Consider the following 22,626-nt stretch of genomic DNA (forward strand, 5'->3'; position numbering starts at 1 on the left):
CTTCTGTTGTGGGGTCACGACCGCCGAACGTGATCGGCGGCGAAGAGGAGGTAGACCGCGGCGGTCCAGGTGTAGGCGCGGTCACGCAGTCCCGCGCCGGTGCGAGCGTCGAAGTTCTCGGCGAAGCCGGACTTCTCGCACAGTGCCCTGAACCGCTCGCTGACGACGTCGGCGACGGCCGGGAACCCGCTTCGGCGCAGGCCGTCCTCGATGAGCGCGGTCGACGGCGCCCAGATCGGGCCTCGCCAGTAGCCGTCGTCCTGGTAGCTGGGCGAGGAGACCGGCTCGGTGGCGGGTCCGTAGTCGGTCAGGTGATCGCCGAGCCGGTCCGCCATCGTCGTACGGATGTCGGACGGGAGCCGGTCCCCGAGCACCAGCGGCAGCAGGTTCAGCAGGCTGGACCCTGTGCTCCGGCGGCCCGAGAGCGCCCCCACGGCGACGAACTCGGCGCCCGTCCAGAGCTGGTCGACCAGCGTACGGACGAGCTCGTCGCCGATCTTGCGCCAGCTGGCCGAGGGGTGGCCGAGCTCGTCGGCGAGGTCGGCGAGGACCTCGAGCTGGACCGCGAGGAACGCGGTGAGGTCGGGTGACTCGACGACCCGGTCGAGGTCGAACGTCGTGGAGTTGTCCCACCCGCTGTCGTTGCCGTGCTGGTAGTAGGGCAGGTCGTGGCCCGGCCGTCGCCGGGAGTCGAGCCAGAACCTGCTCCAGCGGACCAGGCCGTCGTGGATGCGCTCGAGCTCATCGGGGTCGAGGGCCCGTGCCGAGGTCGCGCGCAGCCGGCTCAGCGCCCAGCCGTGGATCGGGGGCTTGACGTAGTTGTAGAGGACCTCGGTGTGCGTCACCGAGTCGGGCAGTGCACCGTGGTCGTCCTGGTGGTCGAACGGGGCGAGGAACTGGTCGAGCGCGGCGTCCGGACGGCCTGGGGCGAGCGCCATCGCGTTGAAGCAGTGGTCCCAGCTCCACAGCTTGTCCATCCAGTGCTTGGACATCAGCACCGACTCCCGACCCAGCAGACCGCTGGGGGCGACCGTCGCCGACCACAGGACGTACGCCGCCAGTGCGGCCGCCGGCGTGCGCGCGTCACGCCACGGGGCGAGGTCGTCGAGGTAGGCGGCGAAATCCGCCGTCGAGTCCGCGACGACCTCCTCGAAGGTCGCTGCCTCCGCCGGCGCTGTCTGCTGCGAGGTCGCCTCGCGTACCTCGGCCTCCCAGTCGCCGCCGTCGCTTCCGAGCAGGATCGACCTCGTCGCCTCGCCCAGTGCCTCGGAGCCCTCGATCGAGTGCTCCCCGCGCAGCACGGTGACGCGGTAGCGGTGGCCGGTCTCGTAGCTGGTGAAGACGGCGGCGCCGTCGCTCGGGTCGGTGAACAGATAGGTTCCGGTGAACGGGGTGAGCCCGGCAGCGGCATCGCCGAGCCGCAGCGCGAGGCCGGAGCCGCGGAGGCGTACGGCGTCCGGGCCGGCGAAGGCCGCCTCGACTCGGCCGTCCTCGCGCGCCCAGGTCAGGACCGCGGGGTCCGCGGACCAGGTCGTCTCGGCCGGCAGGCCGTCGCGCTCCGGACGCAGCGCGAGCACGCCGTGGAACCCGTTGCGGTGGGAGACGAGGTGGATCGTGTCGGTGCGGGTGTGCAGGGCGACAACGGGGGAGAGGTCGAGCCAGGAGCCGCGCCGGGAGAACGGGATCTCCCGGAGGTCGAAGGCGGCCTCGGTCGAGGTGTCGTGCAGCGGCATGCGTGGGGTGTCCTTCAGTCCTTGACGGCGCCCGCCGTCACGCCGGCGGCGACGTACCGCTGGGCGACGACGAGCAGGATGGCGGTGGGGATCGAGGCGACGACAGCGGTCGCCATCAGCGGGCCCCACTCCTGGTTCTGGGAGCCGATGTAGTCGTAGAGCCCCATCGTGATCGGGCGCAGCGAGCCGCCCTCGCGGTTGAGGGTGGAGGCGAAGATGAAGTCCGACCACGCCCACAGGAAGGCGAACAGCGAGACGGTCACCGCCGAGTTGCGCGAGATCGGCAGGACGACCTGGGTGAAGGTCTTCCAGGGGCTCGCACCGTCGATGGCCGCGGCGTGGAGGAGGTCCCGTGGGATGCCGGCCATGAACGCGGAGAACAGCATGACGCCGAACGGGATCGCGATCGTGGAGTCGGCGACGATCAGGCCGGGCACGGTGTCGAGGATCCCGAGGTCGGTGTAGACGGTGTAGAAGCCCAGCGCCATCACGACGCCGGGGACCATCTGCGCCACGATGAGGCAGAAGTTGAGCACCCGCCGGCCCGGGACGAACAGCGACGACATCGCGTAGCCCGCCGGGGCTGAGACGAGCAGCGTGAGCGCGACCGTCCCGATGCCGATGATCAGGCTCGTCCCGAGATACGGCAGCTGATCCTGCAGCACCACCCGGTAGTGGTCGAGGGTGAACGACTTCGGGAACAGGCCGCCGCTGCGGATGGCGTCGCGCTGGGTCAGCGAGACGTTGACCATCCAGTAGAGCGGGAACAGCATCAGTGCGGTGAGGACGAGGCCGATGACGGTCTTCACCCAGGCCGAGGCGGTCCGTGCTGTCGGAGTCGAGGTGTGCATCTCAGGCCTCCTCCTTGCGCTGCACGGCGAGATAGACGAGACCCATGAGCAGGGCGACGAGCAGCAGGATCGTGCCGACGACGGACGCCTGGGAGTACTCGATGACTGCCGAGGTGCCCTTCCCGAACGCCATCCCGTACGCCCAGGTCGCCAGCGTCTGGGACGACCCGGCGCCGGCGGTCATGATCCAGATGATGTCGACGACCTTGAGCGTGTAGACGAAGCCGAGAAGCAGCGTGATCGCGCTGACCGGCCGCAGCAGCGGGAACGTGATCGACCAGAACCGGCGCCACGGGCCGGCGCCGTCGAGAGCTGCCGCCTCGTAGAGTTCGGCCGATATGTTCTGCAGCCCGGAGTAGAGGATGACCAGGTTGAACGGGATCCCGAGCCAGATGTTCGCGATCATCACGGCCCACAGCGAGTTGTCGGCGCTCAGCCACCAGACCGAGTCGATGCCGAAAGCGCCGAGGAACCGGTTGACGATGCCCGAGTCCGCGTCCATCATCCACTGCCATGTCGTCGCCGAGACGATGATCGGGAGCAGCCACGGGACCAGGAAGAGCCCACGCAGGAGCACCGACAGCGGGAAGTGGCGATGGAAGTACGTCGCGAGCGCCAGCCCGATGACGTACTGGAAGACCAGGGAGCCGACCACGAAGATCGCGGTCTGCTGCATGATCGGCCAGAACTGCGGCGCGGTGAGCACCTCGCGGTAGATGTCGGTCCCGGCGAAGGGCGCTTCGCCGGTGACGTACGTCGCCCGGGTGAAGCGGTGCAGGCTCATCGACACGTTCTCGACCAGCGGGTAGGCGTAGAAGACCACAAGGTACGTCACCAGCGGCGCGACGAACGCCACGCCGGCCCAGCGGCTGCGGTGATGTCGGCGTCGGGGCGGGGGCGCCGCGGCCGGCACCGTCTCCGGTGCCGTCCGGCGCTCCAACGTCGAGACTGCGGGAATCCTGGTCACTGTTCTCTGTCCGTTCTCCGGGATCCGGGCGCGGGTCAGTTGCCCTGGGCTTCCTGTGCCGCGGTCGCGAACGCGTCCTCGACCTCACCGGCGTCGCCGGCGGCGTTGAGCGCGGCCTGCTCGGCCTTCGACAACGCGGCAGACGTCGCGAGGTAGCCGGTGCCGAGGTCGGTGGTCCGGCCCTGTGCGCTGGAGATGGCCTCCGCCCACGGCTGGTAGTGCTCCGTGGAGGCGATCTGCTGCTCGCGAGTGGTCTCGGCGGCGGTGAAGTAGCCGAGCATGTCGTCGGTCTCGACCTGCGTCTCCGAGCTGAGCAGGCAGTCGAGCACCTCCTTCGCGGCGGCGTAGTGGGCGTCGCTGTTCTCCTTGTGCAGCGGCACCACGCCGAACTCGCCGCCGGTCGGCACCGGCGCTGCGCCGCCGTCCTGGCTCGGGATGGGCATCATCTTGACGGGGAACTTCTGCTCGGTCGCTGCCTGGGCGAACCAGGAGCCGTTCTCGGCGAACGCGTAGTCGCCGGTGAGAAACAGGTCCCAGGACGCGGACTGGTTGTCGGTGATGGCCGACTTGGGGGCGTACCCCTGGCCGATCCAGTCCGAGACGAGCTGGCCCGCCTCGATGGCGTCGGCAGAGCCGAGGTCGGACAGGTCGGCGCCGGATCCCCAGAACCAGGGCAGGAACTGGAAGGTGCCCTCCTCGCCGGGGACGCCCGCGAACGTGATGCCCTGGTGACCGGCCCCAGTCACCTTCTTCAGCGCGGCGTTCAGGCTCGCCCAGTCGGTGATGCTCGCCGGGTCGACGCCGGCGTCGGCGAGGACCTTCTCGTTGTAGTAGAGGCCGAGGGTGTTGGCGCCGACGGGGACGCCGTACGTCTCGCCGTCGACGGTGCCGGGGCCGGCGAGGTTGGCATCGGCGTCGGTCGCCTCGAGGCCGACCTCGTCGATGGGGACCAGCAGGCCGGAGGCCGAGGCCTCGGGCATCGCCGGGTTGTCGAGGAACACCACGTTGGGTGCGTTGTCCTCGCGGACAGCCGTCGTGAGGTTGTTGATCAGGTCGGTGTTCGGAGCGGCGGTGCGCTTGATGGTGGTGCCCTCCGGCGCGCACGACTGGACGTACTTGGCCCAGTCCGAGCTGTCGTCGTACTGCGGGTAGGGGTCCCAGAACCCGATCTCGGTGACCTCGCCCGACTCGTCCGAGGAGCCGCACGCCGCCAGAGACATGGTCAGGGCAGCCGCGGTGAGGAGGGCGGCCGTACGACCGTGGGGGCGGCCTTGGTGGGGGGTGCTGTTCATCTCGTGTCCTTTCGCATCATTGCGTGGAGTTGTTGAACCGGTTCGACAGTGGGCGTGACGAGGCGCTCCGTACGATCCCGGCGGTGGTGTCAGCTGGTGCTGCCGCGGTCGCGGAGCACCGGGGTGACGAACCGGACGATCGGTGGTCCGGCCGTGGCCGGGTCGGTGACCCGGCCGATCAGCCGGGACACCGCCTGGCGTCCGAGTTCGTCCGCGGCCGAGTCCACGGCTGTGTAGGGGAGCGAGAACTCCTCGCCGAAGTCCCGCGAGTAGAGGCTGACCACGCTGAGGTCCTCGGGGACCCGAACCCCGCGGTCGCTCAGGATCGAGGGCAGCGCGGCGACCGTCGCGTCGTTGTGGACGATCAGGCCGGTCGCGGTCGGGTGTGCGTCGAGGATGCGGTTGACCGATTCGCCGATCGCGGGCTGACGCGACTCGCCGTGGTAGCAGTGGATCTGGATGCCGTGTCGCGCCGCGCGCTCGACGGCCGCGTCGCGGAACCGCCAGGCGTACGTCCCACCGCGTTCGACCACGTGGTGTGGCGGCGCGATCAGGATCAGCTCGCGGTGATCGCGCTCGTGCAGATGGTCGACGAGCATCCTGGCCGCCTCGCCGAAGTCGAGGTCGACGAAGTCCAGGCCGGCGGTGTCGCGGGCGAGGCCGAGCAGCACGCCGGGCTTGCGGACCGCTCTCAGCGCCTCGAGGCGGGGGTCCTCGGCGGTCACGTCGAGGAGCACGATGCCGTCGACCATGCGGGAGTCCGCGATCCGGTGGATCGCGGCGGGGCCGTCGGGGTCGGTCACCATCAGGATGTCGTAACCGAGCTCACGGGCTCGCATGGAGATCGGCAGGACGTACTGCAGCATGGCCGGCGCGAACTCGTCCTCGTGGAACTGGAGCAGCAGCCCGAGCACCATCGTCTGCGAGGTGGCCAGTGCGCGTGCGCCGGCGTTCGGTGTGAAGCCGAGCTCGCGGATGGCCTGCTCGATCCGCTCTCGCGTCTCGGTCGAGATCGTGCGCTTGCCGGAGAGGGCGTAGGAGACGGTGCTCCGCGAGACGCCCGCGTGCCGCGCTACGTCTTGGATGGTGGCCAACTCGCTACCTGACTTTCGAACCGGTTCGACACTGGAGTGACTAGAGTGTGATCAATGTCACGCGCCGTGTCAAGGGGTCTTGACGAAGACCCCCGGCGGAGGTCAGGAGGAGGGGGCGGGCGGGACGATCTCGACCGGACCGTCGACGCGGGCGGCGACCCAGGCGCGGTGGAAGTCGCTGCCGGGAGCGACCTCGGCGCGGCGCTCGGGTTCGCGGATCAGGTCTACAGGGCATTCGATCCGCTGACGGCGGACCGGCTCGGCGCGGGGACCGCTGTGCGCCGCGATCGCCTCCGCCAGCGCCTCGGCGACAGGCTTGCGGCGGTGGTCGACGGTGAAGAGCCCGAGGTCGTACTCACGATCGGGAAAGTCGACCAGCGATCGGTCCAGGTCGTGGGAGCACCACCAGGTGATGCCGTACAGGGCCGGGTTCTGGACGACGTGGTCGACGGTGCCGGTGACGAACTCGCGCACGCTGTCAGGACCGATCTCCGGCAGGGGAGCGCCGATCTCCTGGAGCCAGACCGGGCGCCCGGGCTCGGCGGCGTACGCCGCGGCGAGCTCGACCAGGTAGTCGGCATGCGTGAGCGTGGCCGGACCCAGAGGCGCGTCGATCGCGCCGACGCCGTTGAAGACCCAGGAGTGCACGGTGCTGAGGTCGCCGAGCGTGGTGACGTCCGCGGGCCCGAAAGGGTGGTCGGGCGCGTAGAACGCGTCGTCGAAGAGCGAGTGGAGGCAGAGCAGTCCGGGGGCGGCCTTGCGTGCGGTCTCGAGGAGTTCCTGGGCCCAGGAGCGGGACTCGGCGATGGTGGTCGGGTTGGACGGCCACAGGTTGTTGACCTCGTTGCCGAGAGTCAGTGCGAAGACGTTGTCGCGGGTGGCGACCGCGCCGGCGAGCGCGTCGACGTAGGTGCGCAGGCCCGCGCGCACCTCGGGGTGGCTGAAGAGCGAGCGCTGGTGGTGGGTGAGCACCCACGAGGGCAGGAAGTCGAAGCTGGACAGATGGCCCTGGATCAGGTCCACGCAGACGTCGAGCCCGCGGGCGGCGGCCAGGTCGATGGTGGTGAGCACGTCGTCGACCGCCGCGGACCGGATCAGCGAGCGGTTGGGCTGGATCCACGGCCAGACCGGGAAGATGCGTACGTGGTCGAGGCCGAGACCTGCGAGGTCGTCGAAGTCGCGGGCGATCTGGTCGGCGTCGAAGTCGAGCCAGGAGTAGAACCAGCCGGATGAGGGCACGTGGTTGGCGCCGAAGCGCAACGGGGCAGGGGCGGAGGGCGTCGGGAGAGCTGGCACCCGCGCAATATAAACCGATTAAGTAAACCGGGGCAATCAGTGTCCGGCGGGCGGAGCCGTGCTCTCCCGCGGGACGAGCACCGGGGTGCTCGACTGATGCCGGACGGCGAGGGTCGGGTCAGCGATCAGCCGGAGCAGCCCGCGGGCGGCCTCGGCGGCCCATCCCTGGGTGTCCCGCGTCAGTGCGGTCAGCGAAGGATGGGTGAGCCGGGCCAGCAGCGAGTCGTCGAAGGAGAGGATGGAGAGGTCCTGCGGCACCCGTACGCCCATCTCCAGGGCGACGCCCAGACCGGCCACGGCCATCACGTCGCTGTCGTAGACGATCGCGGTCGGCCGATCCCGCCGGGACAGCACCCGACGGGTGATGACCGCCCCTTCGGAGTCGCTGTAGTCGGTCGGGATCGAGACCACCTCGGCCAGCTCGTGGCGCTCCTTGGCCTCGGTGAGCACGTCCATCCGGCGCTTGGTGTGCAGGAACTGCGGCATGCCGGCGACGTGGACGACGTGGCGGTGGCCGAGCGCGGCGAGGTAGTCGACCGCCTCGTGCATGGCCTCGCTGTCGTCGGCCCAGGTGAAGCTCAGCGACGTGTCTTCGAGCGGCCCGCCGAGCACCATCACCGGGACCTCGAGCGCCTCCAGCGCCGCGAACCGGGGATCGTCGATGAGCGGGTCGAGGAGCACGAAGCCGTCGACGCGCCTCTCGGCGGTCCAGTTCCGGTAGGCCGCCATCTCGGCCTCCGGGTCCTCGACCACGAGCAGTTGCAGCGCGGTGCCGTCCTCGGCCAGGCCGGCCTGCAGGCCGGAGACGATCTGGCCGAAGAACGGCTCGAGGCCGAGCGTACGTGCGGGGCGGGACAGGATCAGGCCGACCGCTCCGGCGCGCGCGTTGCCGAGGGACCTGGCCGCGCGATGGGGGCGCCAGTTCATCTCGTCGGCGACGGCGAGGATGCGCCGCCGGGTCTCCTCGCTGACCCCCGGCCGCCCGTTGAGTGCGAACGAGACCGCGCCCTTGGAGACGCCGGCGCGCTCTGCGATGTCCGCGATCGTGGGTCGTGCCATCGACAAGTCCTTCCTGGGGCGAGGCCGGAGGCGATTGTGGCGCCCCTCACACGGATGCCTTGACGGCACACCTCGTTCGGTGAATAGTACGGCCCGAACTTAACCGCTTTATCTAAAGCTTTCAGCAAGGAGCCAGAAATGAGCGTACGCCGGTTGGTGGGGGTCGCCGCTGGGTTGGCCATGGGCATCACTGCGATGACGGGTTGCGGGGCCGGTGACGAGCCGTCCGCCGGTGACCTCGAAGGCAAGATCGAGGGCAAGGTCTCGATCCAGACCTGGGCGCTGAAGCCCAAGTTCACCGACTACGTCGAAGGCGTGATCGCCGACTTCGAGAAGGAGAACCCCGGCGTCGAGGTCACCTGGCTCGATCAGCCCGGCGACGGCTACGACCAGAAGGTCCTGACCCAGGCGTCCTCCGGCGACCTCCCCGATGTCACCAACCTGCCGCCGGACTTCGCTCTTCCGCTCGCCCAGCAGGACCAGCTCCTCGACCTGGAGAAGACCGACGTCGACCTGGAGGGGACCTTCGTCGAAGGTGGCCTGCAGGGTTACCGGTACGACGGCCTCGACGGTACCTATGGCTACCCGTGGTACCTCGGCACCGACGTGAACTACTGGAACAAGGACATGCTGGCCGAGAACGGGCTCGACCCGGCCGACCTGCCCACCGACCTCGACTCGCTGATCGAGCAGGCCCGGACGCTCAAGGAGAAGTCCGGCGGCAAGGTCTACCTGATGACCCGCAAGCCCGGCCTCAACGACCTCCAGCAGGCCGACGTACCGATCTTCAACGAGGACGGCACCGAGCTCACCTTCAACACCTCCGAGGCCGTCGAGCTCGTCCAGAAGTACGCCGACGCCTATGCGGACGGGCTGCTGCCGAAGGACATCCTCACCGACACCTTCCAGGGCAACGCGGAGCTCTACAACCAGGAGAAGGCCGCCTGGACCACGGGCAGCTCCAACATCTCCGGCCTCGAGGAGGCCAACCCGACCCTCGCGAAGGGCACCGAGATCTCGCCGGCCTTCGGCGACGGCCCGCTCTACGTCCAAGGCCTCTCGGTGAACGCCAACAGCAAGAACCTCGCCGTTGCGAACGCGCTGGCCCAGTTCGTGACCAACCCGGACAACCAGCGCGAGTTCGCCAAGCTGGCCCCGGGTGTCTACCCGAGCACCGTCGCCTCGCAGGAGGACCCCTACTTCACCGAGGACGACGGCACCGTCGCCGCCAAGGCGAAGGTCACCGGCCTGAAGACCCTGACCACCGCCATCCCGAACAACCCGAAGGTCTCGCCGGCGATGGCGACCATCATCGACCAGCAGATCGGCCTCGCCATCAGCGGTGACGCGACGCCACAGGAAGCCCTCGACAACGCCGTCGAGGAGTGCAACAAGCTGCTGGCGCAGTGACGGTCTCCACCGTGCCCGACTCCACCGGGATGAGCCGCCGGGTGCGTGAACACAAGTGGTTCACGCCCTGGTTGCTCGTCGCGCCCGCGACCCTGTGGCTGTGCGTGTTCAACCTCTATCCGGCGCTGAACACGGTCTACATGGCCTTCACCGACAAGAAGCCGCTCGGCGGAGGAGACTTCGTCGGGCTCGCCAACTTCGAGCGGATGCTCGACGACGACCAGCTCGTCTACGCCCTGACGAACTCGGTCCTCTACATGCTGGTCTGCGTACCTCTGCTCACCATGCTGCCGCTGCTGCTGGCGGTGCTGGTGGAGAAGAAGCTCCCCGGCCTGACCTTCTTCCGGGTGGCGTTCTACACCCCGGTCGTCGCCTCGGCGGTGGTCGTCGCGCTGATCTGGAACTGGATGCTCGACGACCGCGGCGCCATCAACGCGATCCTGCAGGCGCTGCAGGTGGTCCAGGAGCCGCTGCCGTTCCTCACCGACCGCTGGCTGCTGCTGTTCAGCGCAATCAGCCTGACGGTGTGGAAGGGCCTGGGCTACTACATGATCATCTACCTCTCCGCGCTCGGGAACGTCGGCAAGGAGCTGCACGAGGCCGCCGCCGTCGACGGCGCCGGCCCGGTGCGCCGGTTCTGGAGCATCACCGTGCCCGGCGTACGCGGCACGATGCTGCTGATCACCATCCTGATCACGGTCTCCTCGCTGCGGGTCTTCTCCGAGCTCTACGTGATGACCGGCGGCACCGGCGGACCGGGAGGCCGGGTCAGCTCCGTGGTGATGCTGATCCAGATGTACTCCACCGGCTTCACCGGCCACCTCGGCTACGCCTCCGCGCTGAGCCTGCTGCTCTTCGTCCTCACCCTGGTCCCGATGGTGCTGCTGGTCCGTCTCAACAGGAAGGACGGCTGAGTCGATGGCTGCGAAGCAGAAGGCGTACGCCTTCCACCGGATGTCGATGGGCGAGGTCGTGCTGCGCTACGCGCTGCTGGCGGTGGTGCTCGTCATCACGATCCTGCCGTTCCTCTGGCAGCTGTCGACGTCGCTGAAGGGGATCGACGAGAACATCTACACGGCGACGCCGCGGTTCATCCCGGAGGATCCGACGTTCGCCAACTACACCAAGGTCGCCGAGGTCGTCCCGGTCGTCGACTACGCGATGAACTCGATCATCGTCGCGATCCTGGTCGTGGGTGGCAACGTCATCGGGGCCACGATGGCGGGCTACGCGCTGGCGAAGCTGCGCTTCCGTGGGAGCCGGCTGGTGCTCGGTGCGCTGCTGGCCACCCTGATCCTGCCGGGCGAGGCGACGATCATCGCCCAGTACGTCACGGTCCGCTCGCTCGGGCTCACCGACACCCTGTTGGGCGTCGCGCTGCCGGGCATGATCGGGATGATCAACGTCCTGCTGATGCGGGCTGCGTTCACCGCGATCCCCGACGAGCTCGAGATGGCCGCCAAGGTGGACGGTGCCAACGCCTGGCAGCGGCTGATCCACGTCAACCTCCCCGGCGTACGCGGCATGCTCAGCGTCATCTCGATCTTCGCGTTCATCGGGGCCTGGGACGACTTCCTGTGGCCGCTGATCGTGCTGACCGACCCGGAGAACCTCACGCTGACCGTCGGCCTGCAGTATCTGTCGGGCACATTCACCAACAACCCCCGCCTGATCGCGGCAGGCACGATGATCTCGTTCGTCCCGATCGTGATCGTCTTCGCGGTGCTGCAGCGCTACTTCTTCCGCGGGGTCGAGGAAGGGGCCATCAAGGGATGACCGACCTGCAACTGACCACCGCCGAGATCGCCCGCTTCGAGGAGGAGGCTTCGCGCCTGCTGGCCTTCGCGCGGGGGTCCCGTCACGAGGGCGGCGGCTTCGGCTGGCTCGACGAGCACGGCCGGCTCTCTCCCGACCGGCCCGTCGAGACCTGGATCACCTGCCGGATGACGCACGTCTTCGGGCTCGCGCAGCTGCGCGGTGAGGGGTGGGCCTCGGCGTACGTCGAGCACGGGGTCGCCGCCCTGACCGGGCTGCTCCACGACGACGACAACGGCGGCTGGCACTCCGCGGTCTGCCCGGAGACCGGCGAGGTGATGAGCACCGTGAAGGAGGGCTACGCCCACGCCTTCGTCGTGCTCGCCGCCACCACCGCGTACGCCGCCGGTCACCCCGGGGCCTCGGCGCTGCTCCAGGAGGCGTTGAGCGTGATGGAGGAGCGGTTCTGGCGCGAGGACGACGGCATGATCCTCGACGTGTGGAGCGCCGACTGGTCCACCTTGGACGGCTATCGCGGCGTGAACGCCAACATGCACGCGGTCGAGGCGTTCCTCGCGGTCGCCGAGGTCACCGGGCGCCGGGTCTGGCTCGAGCGTGCGCTGCGGATCCTGGAGCGGGTCGTGCACGGCTTCGCGCGCGAGCACGACTGGCGGCTGCCGGAGCACTTCTCCCCGGCATGGACCGTGGAGCTGGACTACAACATCGACGAGCCGGGACATCCGTTCCGGCCGTACGGGGTCACCATCGGGCATCTCTTCGAGTGGGCGCGGCTGGCGCTGCATGCGCGCACCCTGCTCGGGGCGGAGGCTCCGTCGTGGCTGCTCGAGGATGCGCAGTCGCTGCTCGCCGCGGCGGCCTCGCGCGGGTGGTCGGTCGACGGGGCGCCCGGCTTCGTCTACACGACCGACTTCGCCGACCAGCCCGTGGGGCGCGAGCGGATGCACTGGGTCGCCGCCGAGGCGGTCGCGGCGGCCTGGACGCTCTTCCGTGACACCGGTTCTGCTGAGGCTTTGGCGGACCTACGCCGCTGGTGGGCCTACTGCGAGGAGCATCTGGTCGACCGAGAGGGTGGTTCGTGGCATCACGAGCTGGATCCGTCCAACCGGCCCTCCGCGACAGTCTGGCCGGGCAAGCCGGACGTCTACCACGCCTACCAGACGGTGATTCTGCCCCTGCTTCCAGTGGGCGCGAGCTTCGTCGGTGCGGCCGTCTCGCTGGTCGAGGGTTCGGTGTGACCGGTCCTCGGGATCCCGTCGCCGCCCGGGCCGGGGTCGGCTACTCGTCGGAGGACGCCTGGCTTCTCGAGGTGGCGCCCGGCGGTGGTGACGTCGAGGCCGAGCTCCCTCTGGAGGCGGCCATCGAGGTGGCCGAGTGGGACGAACTGTGCTTTGTCGTCCTGCCCGAGTCGGCGTCGACGGATGAGCGGCGGTGGGACTCGACGTACGTCTGTGTGGACGGGCTGCTCGATGACGGGCGGCGGCTCAGCGAGGTCGGGCTGGTCGACCAGTACAGCCAGGCGCTGACGCCGGCTGCGCAGGGGGAGGGGAAGCGGGCGTGGGTCGACCAGTGGAACCTGCGGCGGGTGGCGCTGACCGGGCTGGCCGGGCGACGGATCGAACGGCTCCTGGTCGTGGTCCGTGCCGCGGAGGTGCCGCTGCGGGTGTGGGTCGACGACATCGGCGTACGTCCCGTCCGCGCCTTCCCGGCGGCGCCGCTCGACCTGGTCGACATCCGCCGGGGGACCCACTCCAGCGACCGGTTCTCGCGCGGCAACAACGCGCCGCTGGTCGGGCTGCCGCACGGGGGCGTCTTCGGTCTGCCGATGACCGATGCCGCTGCGGGCAACTGGCCCTACGCGTGGCACGCGCACAACCGCGACACCACCGGCGGACCGAACCGGCCCGCGATCGAGGCGTTCGCGACCTCGCACATCCCGAGCCCGTGGATGGGCGACCACGGGGTCTTCCAGCTGATGCCGAGTCCGCTCGCCGAGCCCGACGACGACCGGCGCGCGCGAGCGCTGGGGTTCGACCACGCCGACGAGGAGGCAGGGCCGCACCGCTACGCGGTCACGCTCGACGGTGGGGTCACCGCCGAGCTCGTCCCCGGTGACTTCGCGCTCGGGATGCGGTTCACCGGTGCCCGGTCGCTGGTGTTCGACCACCACGGTGAGATCCGCACGCTGACCTGCGAGAACGACCGGGGAGAGGCGATCGTGCGCGCTCTCCTCGCCGATCGCGAGGGCAAGCCTGCCCAGCACATCCACCTCCGCGTCGCCGGGACCTCCCAGCTGCGTCTGGGTGCCGGCCGGCTCCGTGGCCACATCGCGCTGAATGGTGCCGGGGCAGTCGACGTACGTCTGGGGATCTCGACCGTCAGCGACGAGCAGGCGGCAGCCAACCTCGAGGCTGCCGGGAGCTTCGACGAGATGGCGGCGCGGGCACGCGCGGCCTGGGAGCAGGCGCTGGCGACCGTCGAGGTCGAGGGGGCGAGCGAGGACCAGCTGGTCTCGATCCGCTCCGGCCTCTACCGGCTCTTCCTCTACCCGAACCGCTACGGCGAGGGGCCCACGCACGCGCACACCTCGCCCTACGACCTGACCACGGTCAGGCACGCGCCGATGACGGTCACCCACGGATTCTGGGACACCTACCGCACCGCCTGGCCGCTGCTCGCGCTGCTCGACCCGGCCGGCGCCGGCTCGCTCGCCGAAGGTTTCGTCGAGCACTTCCGCGACCGTGGCTGGACTCCGCGCTGGAGCGCTCCGGCCGCCGAGGACTGCATGACCGGCACGACCTTCGACACGGTCCTCGCCGACCTGGCGCTGCGGGGCGTCCCCGGGATCGACCTGGAGACCGCGTACGCCTCGGCGCTGAAGAACGCGACCTTGCCCGCCGATGACGTACGAGTCGGGCGCAAGGGTCTGCGGCGCGCGATCTTCCGTGGGTACGTGGACACCGAGACCCACGAGGGAATGTCGTGGACCCTGGACAACGCGATCAACGACTGGTCGATCTCGCGCCTGGCAGGTGTCCTGAACCCGGACCGGGCGGATGAGGACCTTGCCGCCGAGGAGATCTACTTCGCGCGCCGCGCGCTGGGCTATCGCCACGTCTTCGACACCTCTCGCGGGTTCTTCATCGGGAGAACGTCCGCCGGCGGCTGGCGCGAGAGCTTCGATCCCGACGAGTGGGGTCACGACTACACCGAGACCAACGGCTGGGGGACCGCGTTCACCGCGCCCCACGATGGCGCCGGCCTGGCCGAGCTGCACGGCGGCGAGGCGGCTCTCGGCGCGAAGCTGGACGCCTTCTTCGCGCGTCCCGAGACCGGCTCGGCATCGCTCTCGGGTCACTACGGGTTCGCGATCCACGAGATGACGGAGGCCCGGGACGTACGGATGGGGATGCTCGGCCTCTCCAACCAGCCGGCCCACCACATCCCGTTCATGTACATGTTCGCCGGGCGCCACGACGACGCCCACCGGATCGTCCGCGAGTGCCTCACCCGCCTCTTCGTCGGCTCCGACCTCGGCCAGGGCTATCCCGGTGACGAGGACAACGGCGAGATGTCGGCCTGGTACGTCTTCGCCACCATCGGCCTCTACCCGCTGGTGCCCGGCACGGCCTCGTACGTGATCGTGCCGCCGTCGGTGCGACGCACCGTGCTGCGGCCGGTCGGCGGCAAGGAGATCGTGATCGAGGCGGTCGGGACCGGGGGACACATCCGCTCGGTCATGCTCGACGGCGCGCCCTGGGACGAGATCTCGATCCCGCACGCCAGGCTGGTCGAAGGGGGCCACCTGGTCATCGAGCTCTCCGAGGTGCCGTGCGGCTGGGCGAAGGATTCCCGCCCACCCTCAGCCTCGGTGGTCTCCGGAACGTGTCAGCCGATCGTCGATCTCGCCGAATCTGCAGAACTGGTGGCCGAGTCCGCAGCTGTGGGGGACGAAGCTCTACTTTCGTCGCCCACAACTACCGATTCGGCCGCAACAAGTGCGGTTTCGGCGCTGGTGGACGACCTGGGCGAGACCGAGGTGGCCTTGTCGGCCGGGGAACAGGTGGAGGTGACGCTGGCCGGCGAGCGGAGGCTGTCGCTCTACACCGTCACCTCGGCCCTGACGGGCGAGATCGGCTGGGAGCTGGAGTACCTCGATGCCGGCGGCGTGACGGTCGCCCGCGAGGAGCGGGCTGGCGAGACGTACGTCTGGGCTGGTCAGACCAGGGTTTTCCGGATCAGGCGCGGCGACCCGGTCGTGGCGGGCGCCGTACGGTTCACCGCGTTGTCCGACTGCGTGCTCACGCAGCTGGAGCTCATCGAAGACGACCTCGATAACAGACAGGACGAGCACTGATGCACGACGACGTACACCTCACCGAAGGCCGCGTGAGCCGGGTCCTCAAGGAGCGCCTGTGGCCGGCGGTCCACACCACCGCGGCGCCCGTGAGCGTCGAGTGGCACGAGCTTCCGGGGGAGCCGATCGCTCCCGCGGACGGGCTGGGCCTGACCTACGAGCCCTTCGAGGTCGGCAGCGACTGGGGTCCGGCCTGGGGAACGACCTGGTTCCGGATCACCGGAACGGTCCCGGCTGAGTGGGCCGGACGCCGGGTGGAGCTGGTCTGCGATCTCGGCTTCGACGTCAACATGCCCGGCTTCCAGTGCGAGGGGCTGGCCTACACACCCGATGGCGAGCCGATCAAGAGCCTCAACCCGCGCAACCAGTGGGTGCTGGTGGCGTCGGAGGCCGTCGGTGGTGAGGAGGTCGAGCTCTTCCTGGAGGCCGCGGCCAACCCGGTGCTGCTCGACTACCACCCCTTCCTGCCCACCCAGGAAGGGGACATCCAGACGTCCTCGCCCAAGAAGCTCTACACGACCCGGCGGATCGAGCTGGCCGTCTTCGAGCAGGACGTCTTCGAGCTCTGCCTCGACCTGGAGACACTCCACGAGCTGCAGGTCGAGCTGCCCGAGGGGCCGCGCAAATTCCGCATCCTGCAGGCAATCGACGACGCCCTCGACCGGGTCGACCTGCAGCGCATCGCGGAGACGGCGGCCTCGGCTCGCTCGGTGCTGACCGGAGTGCTCGAGGCGACCTCGCACGACTCCGCCCACCAGATCGCCGCGATCGGCCACGCCCACATCGACTCGGCCTGGCTGTGGCCGGTGCGCGAGACGATCCGCAAGGTCGCCCGTACCACCTCCTCGATGACCGAGCTGCTCGGCGAGGACCCCGACTTCCGTTACGGGATGTCGAGCGCCCAGCAGTATGCGTGGCTCAAGGAGCACCGTCCCGAGGTCTACGCCAAGGTCAAGGCCGCGGTCGCGGAGGGTCGCTTCATCCCGCTGGGTGGCATGTGGGTCGAGTCCGACACCACGATGCCGTCGGGGGAGTCGCTGGTGCGGCAGTTCCTCTACGGCCAGCGTTTCTTCGAGGCCGAGTTCGGGATCCGCTGCAAGGGCGTCTGGCTGCCGGACTCCTTCGGCTACTCGCCGGCCCTGCCGCAGCTGATGAAGCGGGCCGGGTTCGAGTGGTTCTTCACCCAGAAGATCTCCTGGAACCAGGTCAACAAGTTCCCCCACCACACCTTCGAGTGGGAGGGCATCGACGGATCCCGCATCCTGAGCCACTTCCCGCCGATGGACACTTACAACTCCCGGCTCTCCGGCGAGGAGGTCGCCAAGGCGTCGCGCCAGTTCCGCGAGAACCGGCTCGCCACCGGGTCGATCGCCCCGGTCGGCTGGGGCGACGGCGGTGGCGGCACCACCCGCGAGATGGCGGGCAAGGCCCGCCGGCTCCGTGATCTGGAGGGCTCCGCCCAGGTGTCCTGGCGCCACCCCGACGACTTCTTCGCTTCGGCCCGGGAGGAGCTGACCGACCCGCCGGTGTGGGTCGGCGAGCTCTACCTCGAGCTTCACCGCGCCACCCTCACCTCCCAGCACCTCACCAAGCAGGGCAACCGGCGCTGCGAGCACCTGCTCGTCGAGGCCGAGCTGTGGTCGGCCACTGCCGCTCTGCGTGGCCTGGTCGACTACCCCTACGACGAGCTGGACGCGCTGTGGCAGCAGATCCTGCTGCAGCAGTTCCACGACATCCTGCCGGGCACCTCGATCGCCTGGGTCCACCGCGAGGCAGCTGCCCAGTATGCCAGGGTCGCGGAGGCGGCCACCGCCCTCATCGACCGGGCGCTCACCGCCCTCGCCGGCGAAGGCACGGTCCCGCTGCGTGCCGACGGGCGCTCGGGTGCGGTCACGATGGCCGAGCCCGTGGCGGCGGTCTCTGTGGTCGAGCAGGACGGGACGTACGTCTTGGACAACGGCATCGTCCGGGTCACCGTCTCCACCGAGGGACTGATCACCTCGGCGCTCGATCTGGCGACCGGGCGCGACGCGATCCCGGCCGGGGCCGAGGCCAACCTGCTCCAGCTCCACCAGGACTTCCCGAACATGTGGGACGCCTGGGACGTGGACCGGTTCTACCGCAACCGGGTCACCGACCTGCGCGAGGTCACCTCGATCTCGGTGACGCCCGACGGGCTGGTCATCGAGCGGCCCATCTCGGCCGACTCCTCGACCACGCAGGTGCTGTCGCTGGCGCCGGCGTCGCGCGTGCTGGAGATCTCGCAGAGCACCGAATGGCACGAGACCGAGAAGTTCCTCAAGGTCGCCTTCCCGCTCGACGTCAAGGCCGAGCAGACGCTCGCCGAGACGCAGTTCGGCTACCACCGCCGCCCGACCCACACCAACACCTCCTGGGAGGCGGCGAAGTTCGAGACCTCGATGCACCGCTGGGTGCTGGCCGAGGAGCCCGGCTTTGGCGTCGCGCTGGTCAACGACTCGACGTACGGCTTCGACGTCACCCGTCCTTCGGCCCTGACCACGGAGGTGCGGCTCTCGCTGCTGCGCGCGCCGCGCTTCCCCGACCCGGAGACCGACCAGGGCGTGCAGACCCACCGCTACGGCCTGGTCATCGGCGCCTCGGTCGCGGCCGCGACCGAGGCGGGCGCTGCGCTGAACACGCCTCCCCGTTCGGTAACGGGAGCCCGTGCGGTCGAGCCGCTGGTGACCGTCTCCGGGGAGGGCCTGGTGGTCTCGAGCGTGAAGCTCGCCGCCGACCGCTCCGGCGACCTGGTCGTGCGTGTCTACGAGTCCACCGGCGCGCGTACGCAGGGGGAGCTGCGCGTCGAAGAGAGCTTCGGGCGGGTCGAAGAGATCTCGCTCGTGGAGGACCCGATCGCGGAGGTGAGTGCTGACGGCGGTGTCGTCGCGCTCAGTCTCGGTGCCTTCGAGGTCCGCACCCTGAGGTTCCACCGCAACTAAAGGAGATCAGCCATGTCAGTTCCCCACATCTCACGCCGACGCATGCTCCTCGGTGCCGGAGCGGCCGCCATCGGTGCCACCGGTGCGGTCACCGGTCTGGCCACGGCGGCGAACGCGGCACGCCCGCTCGCGTCGCCGACGCTGATGACCGGCTATGTCGAGGTCAACAACTACAGCGTCGGCAACGTCGCCAAGTACGAGCTCGCCGGAGGCGGCAACGTCTTCGACATCGGCCTGATCTTCGCCGCCAACATCAACTACGACGGCCAGCGGGCCTATCTCTACAACAATTCGCAGGTGCAGGCGCAGCTCGACGCCGCCGACGTACACATCCGCCCGGCCCAGGCCAAGGGCATCAAGATCCTGCTCTCGGTGCTCGGCAACCACCAGGGCGCCGGGTTCGCCAACTTCCCCGACCGCGCCGCCGCCGAGGCGTTCGCCGACCAGCTCGCTTCGGTGGTGACCCGGTACGGCCTGGACGGGATCGACTTCGACGACGAGTGGTCCAACTACGGTGCCAACGGGACCGGCCAGCCCAACGACTTCTCCTTCGTCTACCTCCTCGAAGCGCTGCGCTCGCGGATCCCCGACAAGCTGATCACGCTCTACTTCATCGGGCCGTCCGCTTCGCGGCTCTCGTACGGCGGGGTCAACGCCGGTGACCTGCTCGACTACGCCTGGAACCCCTACTACGGGACCTGGGGTGTGCCTGACGTGCCTGGGCTCGGCAAGGCGTCGCTGGCTCCGGCTGCCATCAACATTCAGGGCACGTCCGCCTCGACCGCCGCTTCGCTCGCCTCTCGCACGGTCTCTCAGGGGTACGGGGTGTTCAACACCTACAACCTGGGCTCGTCCGACGCGAGTGTCTATCTCTCCACCGTCACCCGCAACCTGTACGGCAAGGCGACCGTCTACACCGGCTGAGCCACATCAGGGGCGCTACCCGTTGGTGAGGTGATTGTCGGCTATGCCCCTGATGACCGCTCCTTCTTCGCAACCGGCCTGATGCGCGCCACGACGTTGCGAAGAAGGAGTGCGGTCCGAATCAGCGTCGGTGGCCGTGCCGAGTCCCTGATACCGACGATGCTGACAGTTTGATCAGGAAGCGGACCAGTCCGGCACGGTTAGGAACTTGCGTCCTGCGCCTCCCGTTCACCCTTCGCATCGTCGACATGGCTGTGCCCCTCGGACGTTAGCTCGGCCCATGCAACCGCGGCCGCACGATTGGCGGCGCCCAGGACGGCCAGGGTCAGCATCACAACGCCGAATCCGGTGCACAGGACGAATGTGAGAAGCGCAGCCACGTATACCGGAGCCGAATTGTCTTGGCCGACCCGATACGCGACGGACGAGGTTGCTGTCGCGCCGCCGATCGTGCCGATCAGGCCGATGAGCAGGCCGCGATTCAGCGCTTTTGCCTGCGCGCGGGTCCAGTGACGGCTGTGAGTGGCTGCTCTCGCATACTCGCTCGCACGCCGACGAACGACGACCTCCATCTCGGCGTACGCGACGCTATCCGAAGGCAAGCTGTTGAGTGTGGCGATCTCCGCGTCAAGCGCACGCAGGGCTCGAGCTCGCGGTGCCATGTATCTGGCCATCCCACTTGCAGCGACAACAACCACAGGAACCAAAACGGCAATCAATGTCGTCCAAAGAGAACTCACGTGCGGAGGATGTTGGAATCGGCGTCGGTGAATGGTCGCCGGAGAATCGGAATCCCCCAAGTTGGGGTCGGCGGCCAGCCACGTCGAGCTTCGGTTGGGTTAGTAGCGGCCTTCGACGGGCTCGGGCCACGCCTATCAGTGAGTGGCGCATCTGGTGCCTGTGCCGAGGCCTGAGGTTGGCGTCAATATGCGATCTGACCAGGGAAAATGAGTCGAATCCTGTCGGCGGGGCCTGGTAAAATATGGGGCATGGAAGCACTCTTGGACCCCGACGACACCACCAGCAGTCTGCTGGCTGCGGTGCGTACGTCGCGGGCGGTCGCGGAGCAGGCTGACCGGGACGTGCTGATCGCCGCCGCACGGTTCGCGGCGCTGCATTCGGTCGACACGACGGAGGAGTCTGCGCGGCTGGACGGGGACACCTTTGGAGATCGGATGCTGCCCCTGGCCGGGCCCGGGGCACCACTGGTCTCCGAGGCGGCCGCCGTGGAGTTCGCGGCAGTGTTGGGGCGTTCCACCCAGGTGGGGAAGAAGTTTCTCGGGGACGCGGTCGAGCTGCGTTACCGGCTCAAGCACGTGTGGGCGCGGATCCTGGACGGGTCCCTGCTGGCCTGGCGTGCCCGTCGGATCGCGGACCTGACCAGGGACCTGGATGCCGATGCCGCCGCATGGGTCGACCAGCAGATCGGGGCCCATGCCCACCAGGTCGGCACCCGGCAGCTAGAGCGGATGATCACCCAGGCCGCCGCCCTGTTCGAACCCGATGCGGCTGCCGCGATCGCCGAGCACGATGCGGTCGAGCACCGTTCCGTCACGATCACCACCACCGAGACCACCCCATTCGCTGCCACCGGTGCCGAACAAGGCCAAGCCGTACTCGCGTTGGGGTATCTCGACGGCGTGCTCGACGCCGCGGACGCCCTGGATCTGGAGAACGCGGTCGCAGCGATCGCCCACGGGCTCCTCGACCAGGACGACTACGCGACCGCGAGCCTGGACGTACGACGCGCGGCCGCGCTCGGGGTCCTCGGGAGGGCCTACAACTCCGGCTCCCTCGACGGAGTCCCCGGTGTCGCTCGGGTGGTCGAGCTGGTCATCCACACCGACACCCGCGAACTCGCGGGCACCGGCCTGGTACGTCTCGCCAACACCCGTGGCCTGGCCAGCATCGAGCGCCTCGAGGAGTGGGCCACCACCCCGGGCACCGTGATCAAGCCGATCATCGTGGTCGACCTGGCCGAGGACATCGAAGCCGCCGGCTACGTCCCGACCGCGCGGCAGCGGCGCCAGGCCGAGCTGCTCCACCAGAAGTGCTCCTTCCCCTACTGCGAAGCCCGCGCCGAGCACTGCGACCTCGACCACCGCGTGGCGTACGCCGCTGGCGGCCCGACCAGCAGCCGCAACCTCACCCCGCTGTGCCGACAACACCACCGGATGAAGACCCACCACGGCTGGCGCTACCACCGCCTCAGAGTGGGCGTCTACAGATGGCACAGCCCCCACGGCTACCAGTACCTCGTCACCCCGACCGGCACGGTCGATGTCAGCAACGACCTCGACCCACCCCTCACCCTCGCCGCATGACGAACGTCTCGAGCACCGTGCGCGGCTGATCCTGTTCGGGGCGTGCGGATCCCTGCGATCATCGACGTGTGACGACCCTTCGAGGCACGCTGCGGGTGTTGACCTGCGACACCGCGGAGACCCTCGCAGCGGCCAGCGTCCTGTTCAACCAGTACCGGCGCCATTACGGTCAGCCAGACGGGGACGATCGCACCCTCGGCTGGCTCACCGACATGGTTCGGTCGAACATGCTCACGCTCTACACGGCGGTGCCCGGGGACTCGCCGGCGCACGCACCTCCAATCGGCCTGGCAACCAGCCATGCGATGCCCGCATCGTTGGTCATGGGACAGTTCTGGCAACTGCGCGACCTATTCGTGCTCCCCGGTTCTCGTCGCCAAGGAGTGGCCGCTGCGCTGGTCGATGCAGTCTGCGGGGCGGCATTGACGGCGGGCGCTACACGACTGTCCCTCGTGACAGAGCCGGACAACCACGCTGCGCTCGGTCTCTACCGGAGGCTCGGATTCAAGCCTGTCGAAGGTCTGGCTTCGCTCAGCCTGGACCTTGCCGCGCAGACATTCAGGTAGTGAGGTCGGAGCGGGTCCAC

17 protein-coding genes are annotated in these 22,626 nt (G+C 69.0%); 9 read left to right on the forward strand and 8 right to left on the reverse strand.

Translation table 11 applies throughout. The features are described 5' to 3' along the window. Positions 1-14 precede the first annotated feature (14 nt). The 7 genes from ACW14X_RS23890 to ACW14X_RS23920 form a co-directional block, all read right to left on the reverse strand. Positions 15-1,733, reverse strand: coding sequence for an amylo-alpha-1,6-glucosidase (locus ACW14X_RS23890; protein ID WP_457163547.1), 1,719 nt, complete (start codon positions 1,731-1,733; stop codon positions 15-17). 14 nt (positions 1,734-1,747) lie between these two features. After that, a complete protein-coding gene (locus tag ACW14X_RS23895) occupies positions 1,748-2,584 on the reverse strand; it encodes a carbohydrate ABC transporter permease (RefSeq protein ID WP_457163548.1) in 837 nt (278 codons plus the stop codon). A 1-nt stretch (position 2,585) separates the two neighbouring features. After that, on the reverse strand, positions 2,586-3,551 hold the full coding sequence (locus ACW14X_RS23900; protein ID WP_350842215.1) for a carbohydrate ABC transporter permease: 966 nt from the start codon (positions 3,549-3,551) through the stop codon (positions 2,586-2,588). A gap of 35 nt (positions 3,552-3,586) precedes the next feature. Then, positions 3,587-4,843 carry an ABC transporter substrate-binding protein gene (locus tag ACW14X_RS23905; RefSeq protein ID WP_457163549.1) on the reverse strand — a complete coding sequence of 419 codons (1,257 nt, stop codon included), beginning with the start codon at positions 4,841-4,843 and terminating at the stop codon, positions 3,587-3,589. 89 nt (positions 4,844-4,932) lie between these two features. Continuing rightward, the gene (locus ACW14X_RS23910; protein WP_160028586.1) at positions 4,933-5,937 is read right to left on the reverse strand and encodes a LacI family DNA-binding transcriptional regulator; all 1,005 of its coding nucleotides are present in this window, start codon (positions 5,935-5,937) and stop codon (positions 4,933-4,935) included. Positions 5,938-6,039: 102 nt separating this feature from the next. Next, entirely contained in the window at positions 6,040-7,233 is a 1,194-nt protein-coding gene (locus ACW14X_RS23915) for a glycoside hydrolase 5 family protein (RefSeq protein WP_457163550.1), read from the reverse strand. A gap of 36 nt (positions 7,234-7,269) precedes the next feature. Next, complete coding sequence (locus ACW14X_RS23920; protein WP_457163551.1) at positions 7,270-8,292, reverse strand: LacI family DNA-binding transcriptional regulator; 1,023 nt, start codon at positions 8,290-8,292, stop codon at positions 7,270-7,272. A gap of 138 nt (positions 8,293-8,430) precedes the next feature. On the opposite strand from ACW14X_RS23920, the gene ACW14X_RS23925 reads away from it, so the two are divergent. The 7 genes from ACW14X_RS23925 (at position 8,431) to ACW14X_RS23955 (ending at position 19,716) form a co-directional block, all read left to right on the forward strand. Next, positions 8,431-9,702 carry an ABC transporter substrate-binding protein gene (locus ACW14X_RS23925; RefSeq protein WP_457163552.1) on the forward strand — a complete coding sequence of 424 codons (1,272 nt, stop codon included), beginning with the start codon at positions 8,431-8,433 and terminating at the stop codon, positions 9,700-9,702. Next, entirely contained in the window at positions 9,699-10,616 is a 918-nt protein-coding gene (locus tag ACW14X_RS23930; protein WP_457163553.1) for a carbohydrate ABC transporter permease, read from the forward strand. Before ACW14X_RS23925 ends, ACW14X_RS23930 begins: the two co-directional genes overlap by 4 nt. Positions 10,617-10,620: 4 nt before the next feature. Then, the gene (locus tag ACW14X_RS23935) at positions 10,621-11,478 is read left to right on the forward strand and encodes a carbohydrate ABC transporter permease (RefSeq protein WP_201451281.1); all 858 of its coding nucleotides are present in this window, start codon (positions 10,621-10,623) and stop codon (positions 11,476-11,478) included. Beyond that, positions 11,475-12,713: an AGE family epimerase/isomerase gene (locus tag ACW14X_RS23940; RefSeq protein ID WP_457163554.1), complete on the forward strand. Its 1,239-nt coding sequence runs from the start codon at positions 11,475-11,477 to the stop codon at positions 12,711-12,713. Before ACW14X_RS23935 ends, ACW14X_RS23940 begins: the two co-directional genes overlap by 4 nt. Continuing rightward, positions 12,710-15,832 (forward strand): GH92 family glycosyl hydrolase, encoded by a 3,123-nt coding sequence (locus ACW14X_RS23945; RefSeq protein ID WP_457163555.1) that lies wholly within the window; start codon positions 12,710-12,712, stop codon positions 15,830-15,832. Before ACW14X_RS23940 ends, ACW14X_RS23945 begins: the two co-directional genes overlap by 4 nt. Further along, positions 15,832-18,792, forward strand: coding sequence for an alpha-mannosidase (locus ACW14X_RS23950; protein ID WP_457163556.1), 2,961 nt, complete (start codon positions 15,832-15,834; stop codon positions 18,790-18,792). The genes ACW14X_RS23945 and ACW14X_RS23950 overlap by 1 nt, the downstream gene beginning before the upstream one ends. A 144-nt stretch (positions 18,793-18,936) precedes the next feature. After that, a complete protein-coding gene (locus tag ACW14X_RS23955) occupies positions 18,937-19,716 on the forward strand; it encodes an endo-beta-N-acetylglucosaminidase H (RefSeq protein ID WP_457166083.1) in 780 nt (259 codons plus the stop codon). Between the two features lie 200 nt (positions 19,717-19,916). On the opposite strand, the gene ACW14X_RS23960 is transcribed toward ACW14X_RS23955, so the two are convergent. After that, on the reverse strand, positions 19,917-20,456 hold the full coding sequence (locus ACW14X_RS23960) for a hypothetical protein (RefSeq protein ID WP_160028602.1): 540 nt from the start codon (positions 20,454-20,456) through the stop codon (positions 19,917-19,919). A gap of 249 nt (positions 20,457-20,705) precedes the next feature. Between ACW14X_RS23960 and ACW14X_RS23965 the strand changes: the two genes are divergently transcribed. Then, positions 20,706-22,040 (forward strand): HNH endonuclease signature motif containing protein, encoded by a 1,335-nt coding sequence (locus ACW14X_RS23965; protein ID WP_457163557.1) that lies wholly within the window; start codon positions 20,706-20,708, stop codon positions 22,038-22,040. Positions 22,041-22,108: 68 nt separating this feature from the next. Next, positions 22,109-22,606 (forward strand): GNAT family N-acetyltransferase, encoded by a 498-nt coding sequence (locus ACW14X_RS23970; RefSeq protein ID WP_457163558.1) that lies wholly within the window; start codon positions 22,109-22,111, stop codon positions 22,604-22,606. Positions 22,607-22,626: the final 20 nt, after the last annotated feature.

It is taken from the genome of Nocardioides sp. YJ-D4 (assembly GCF_054031495.1).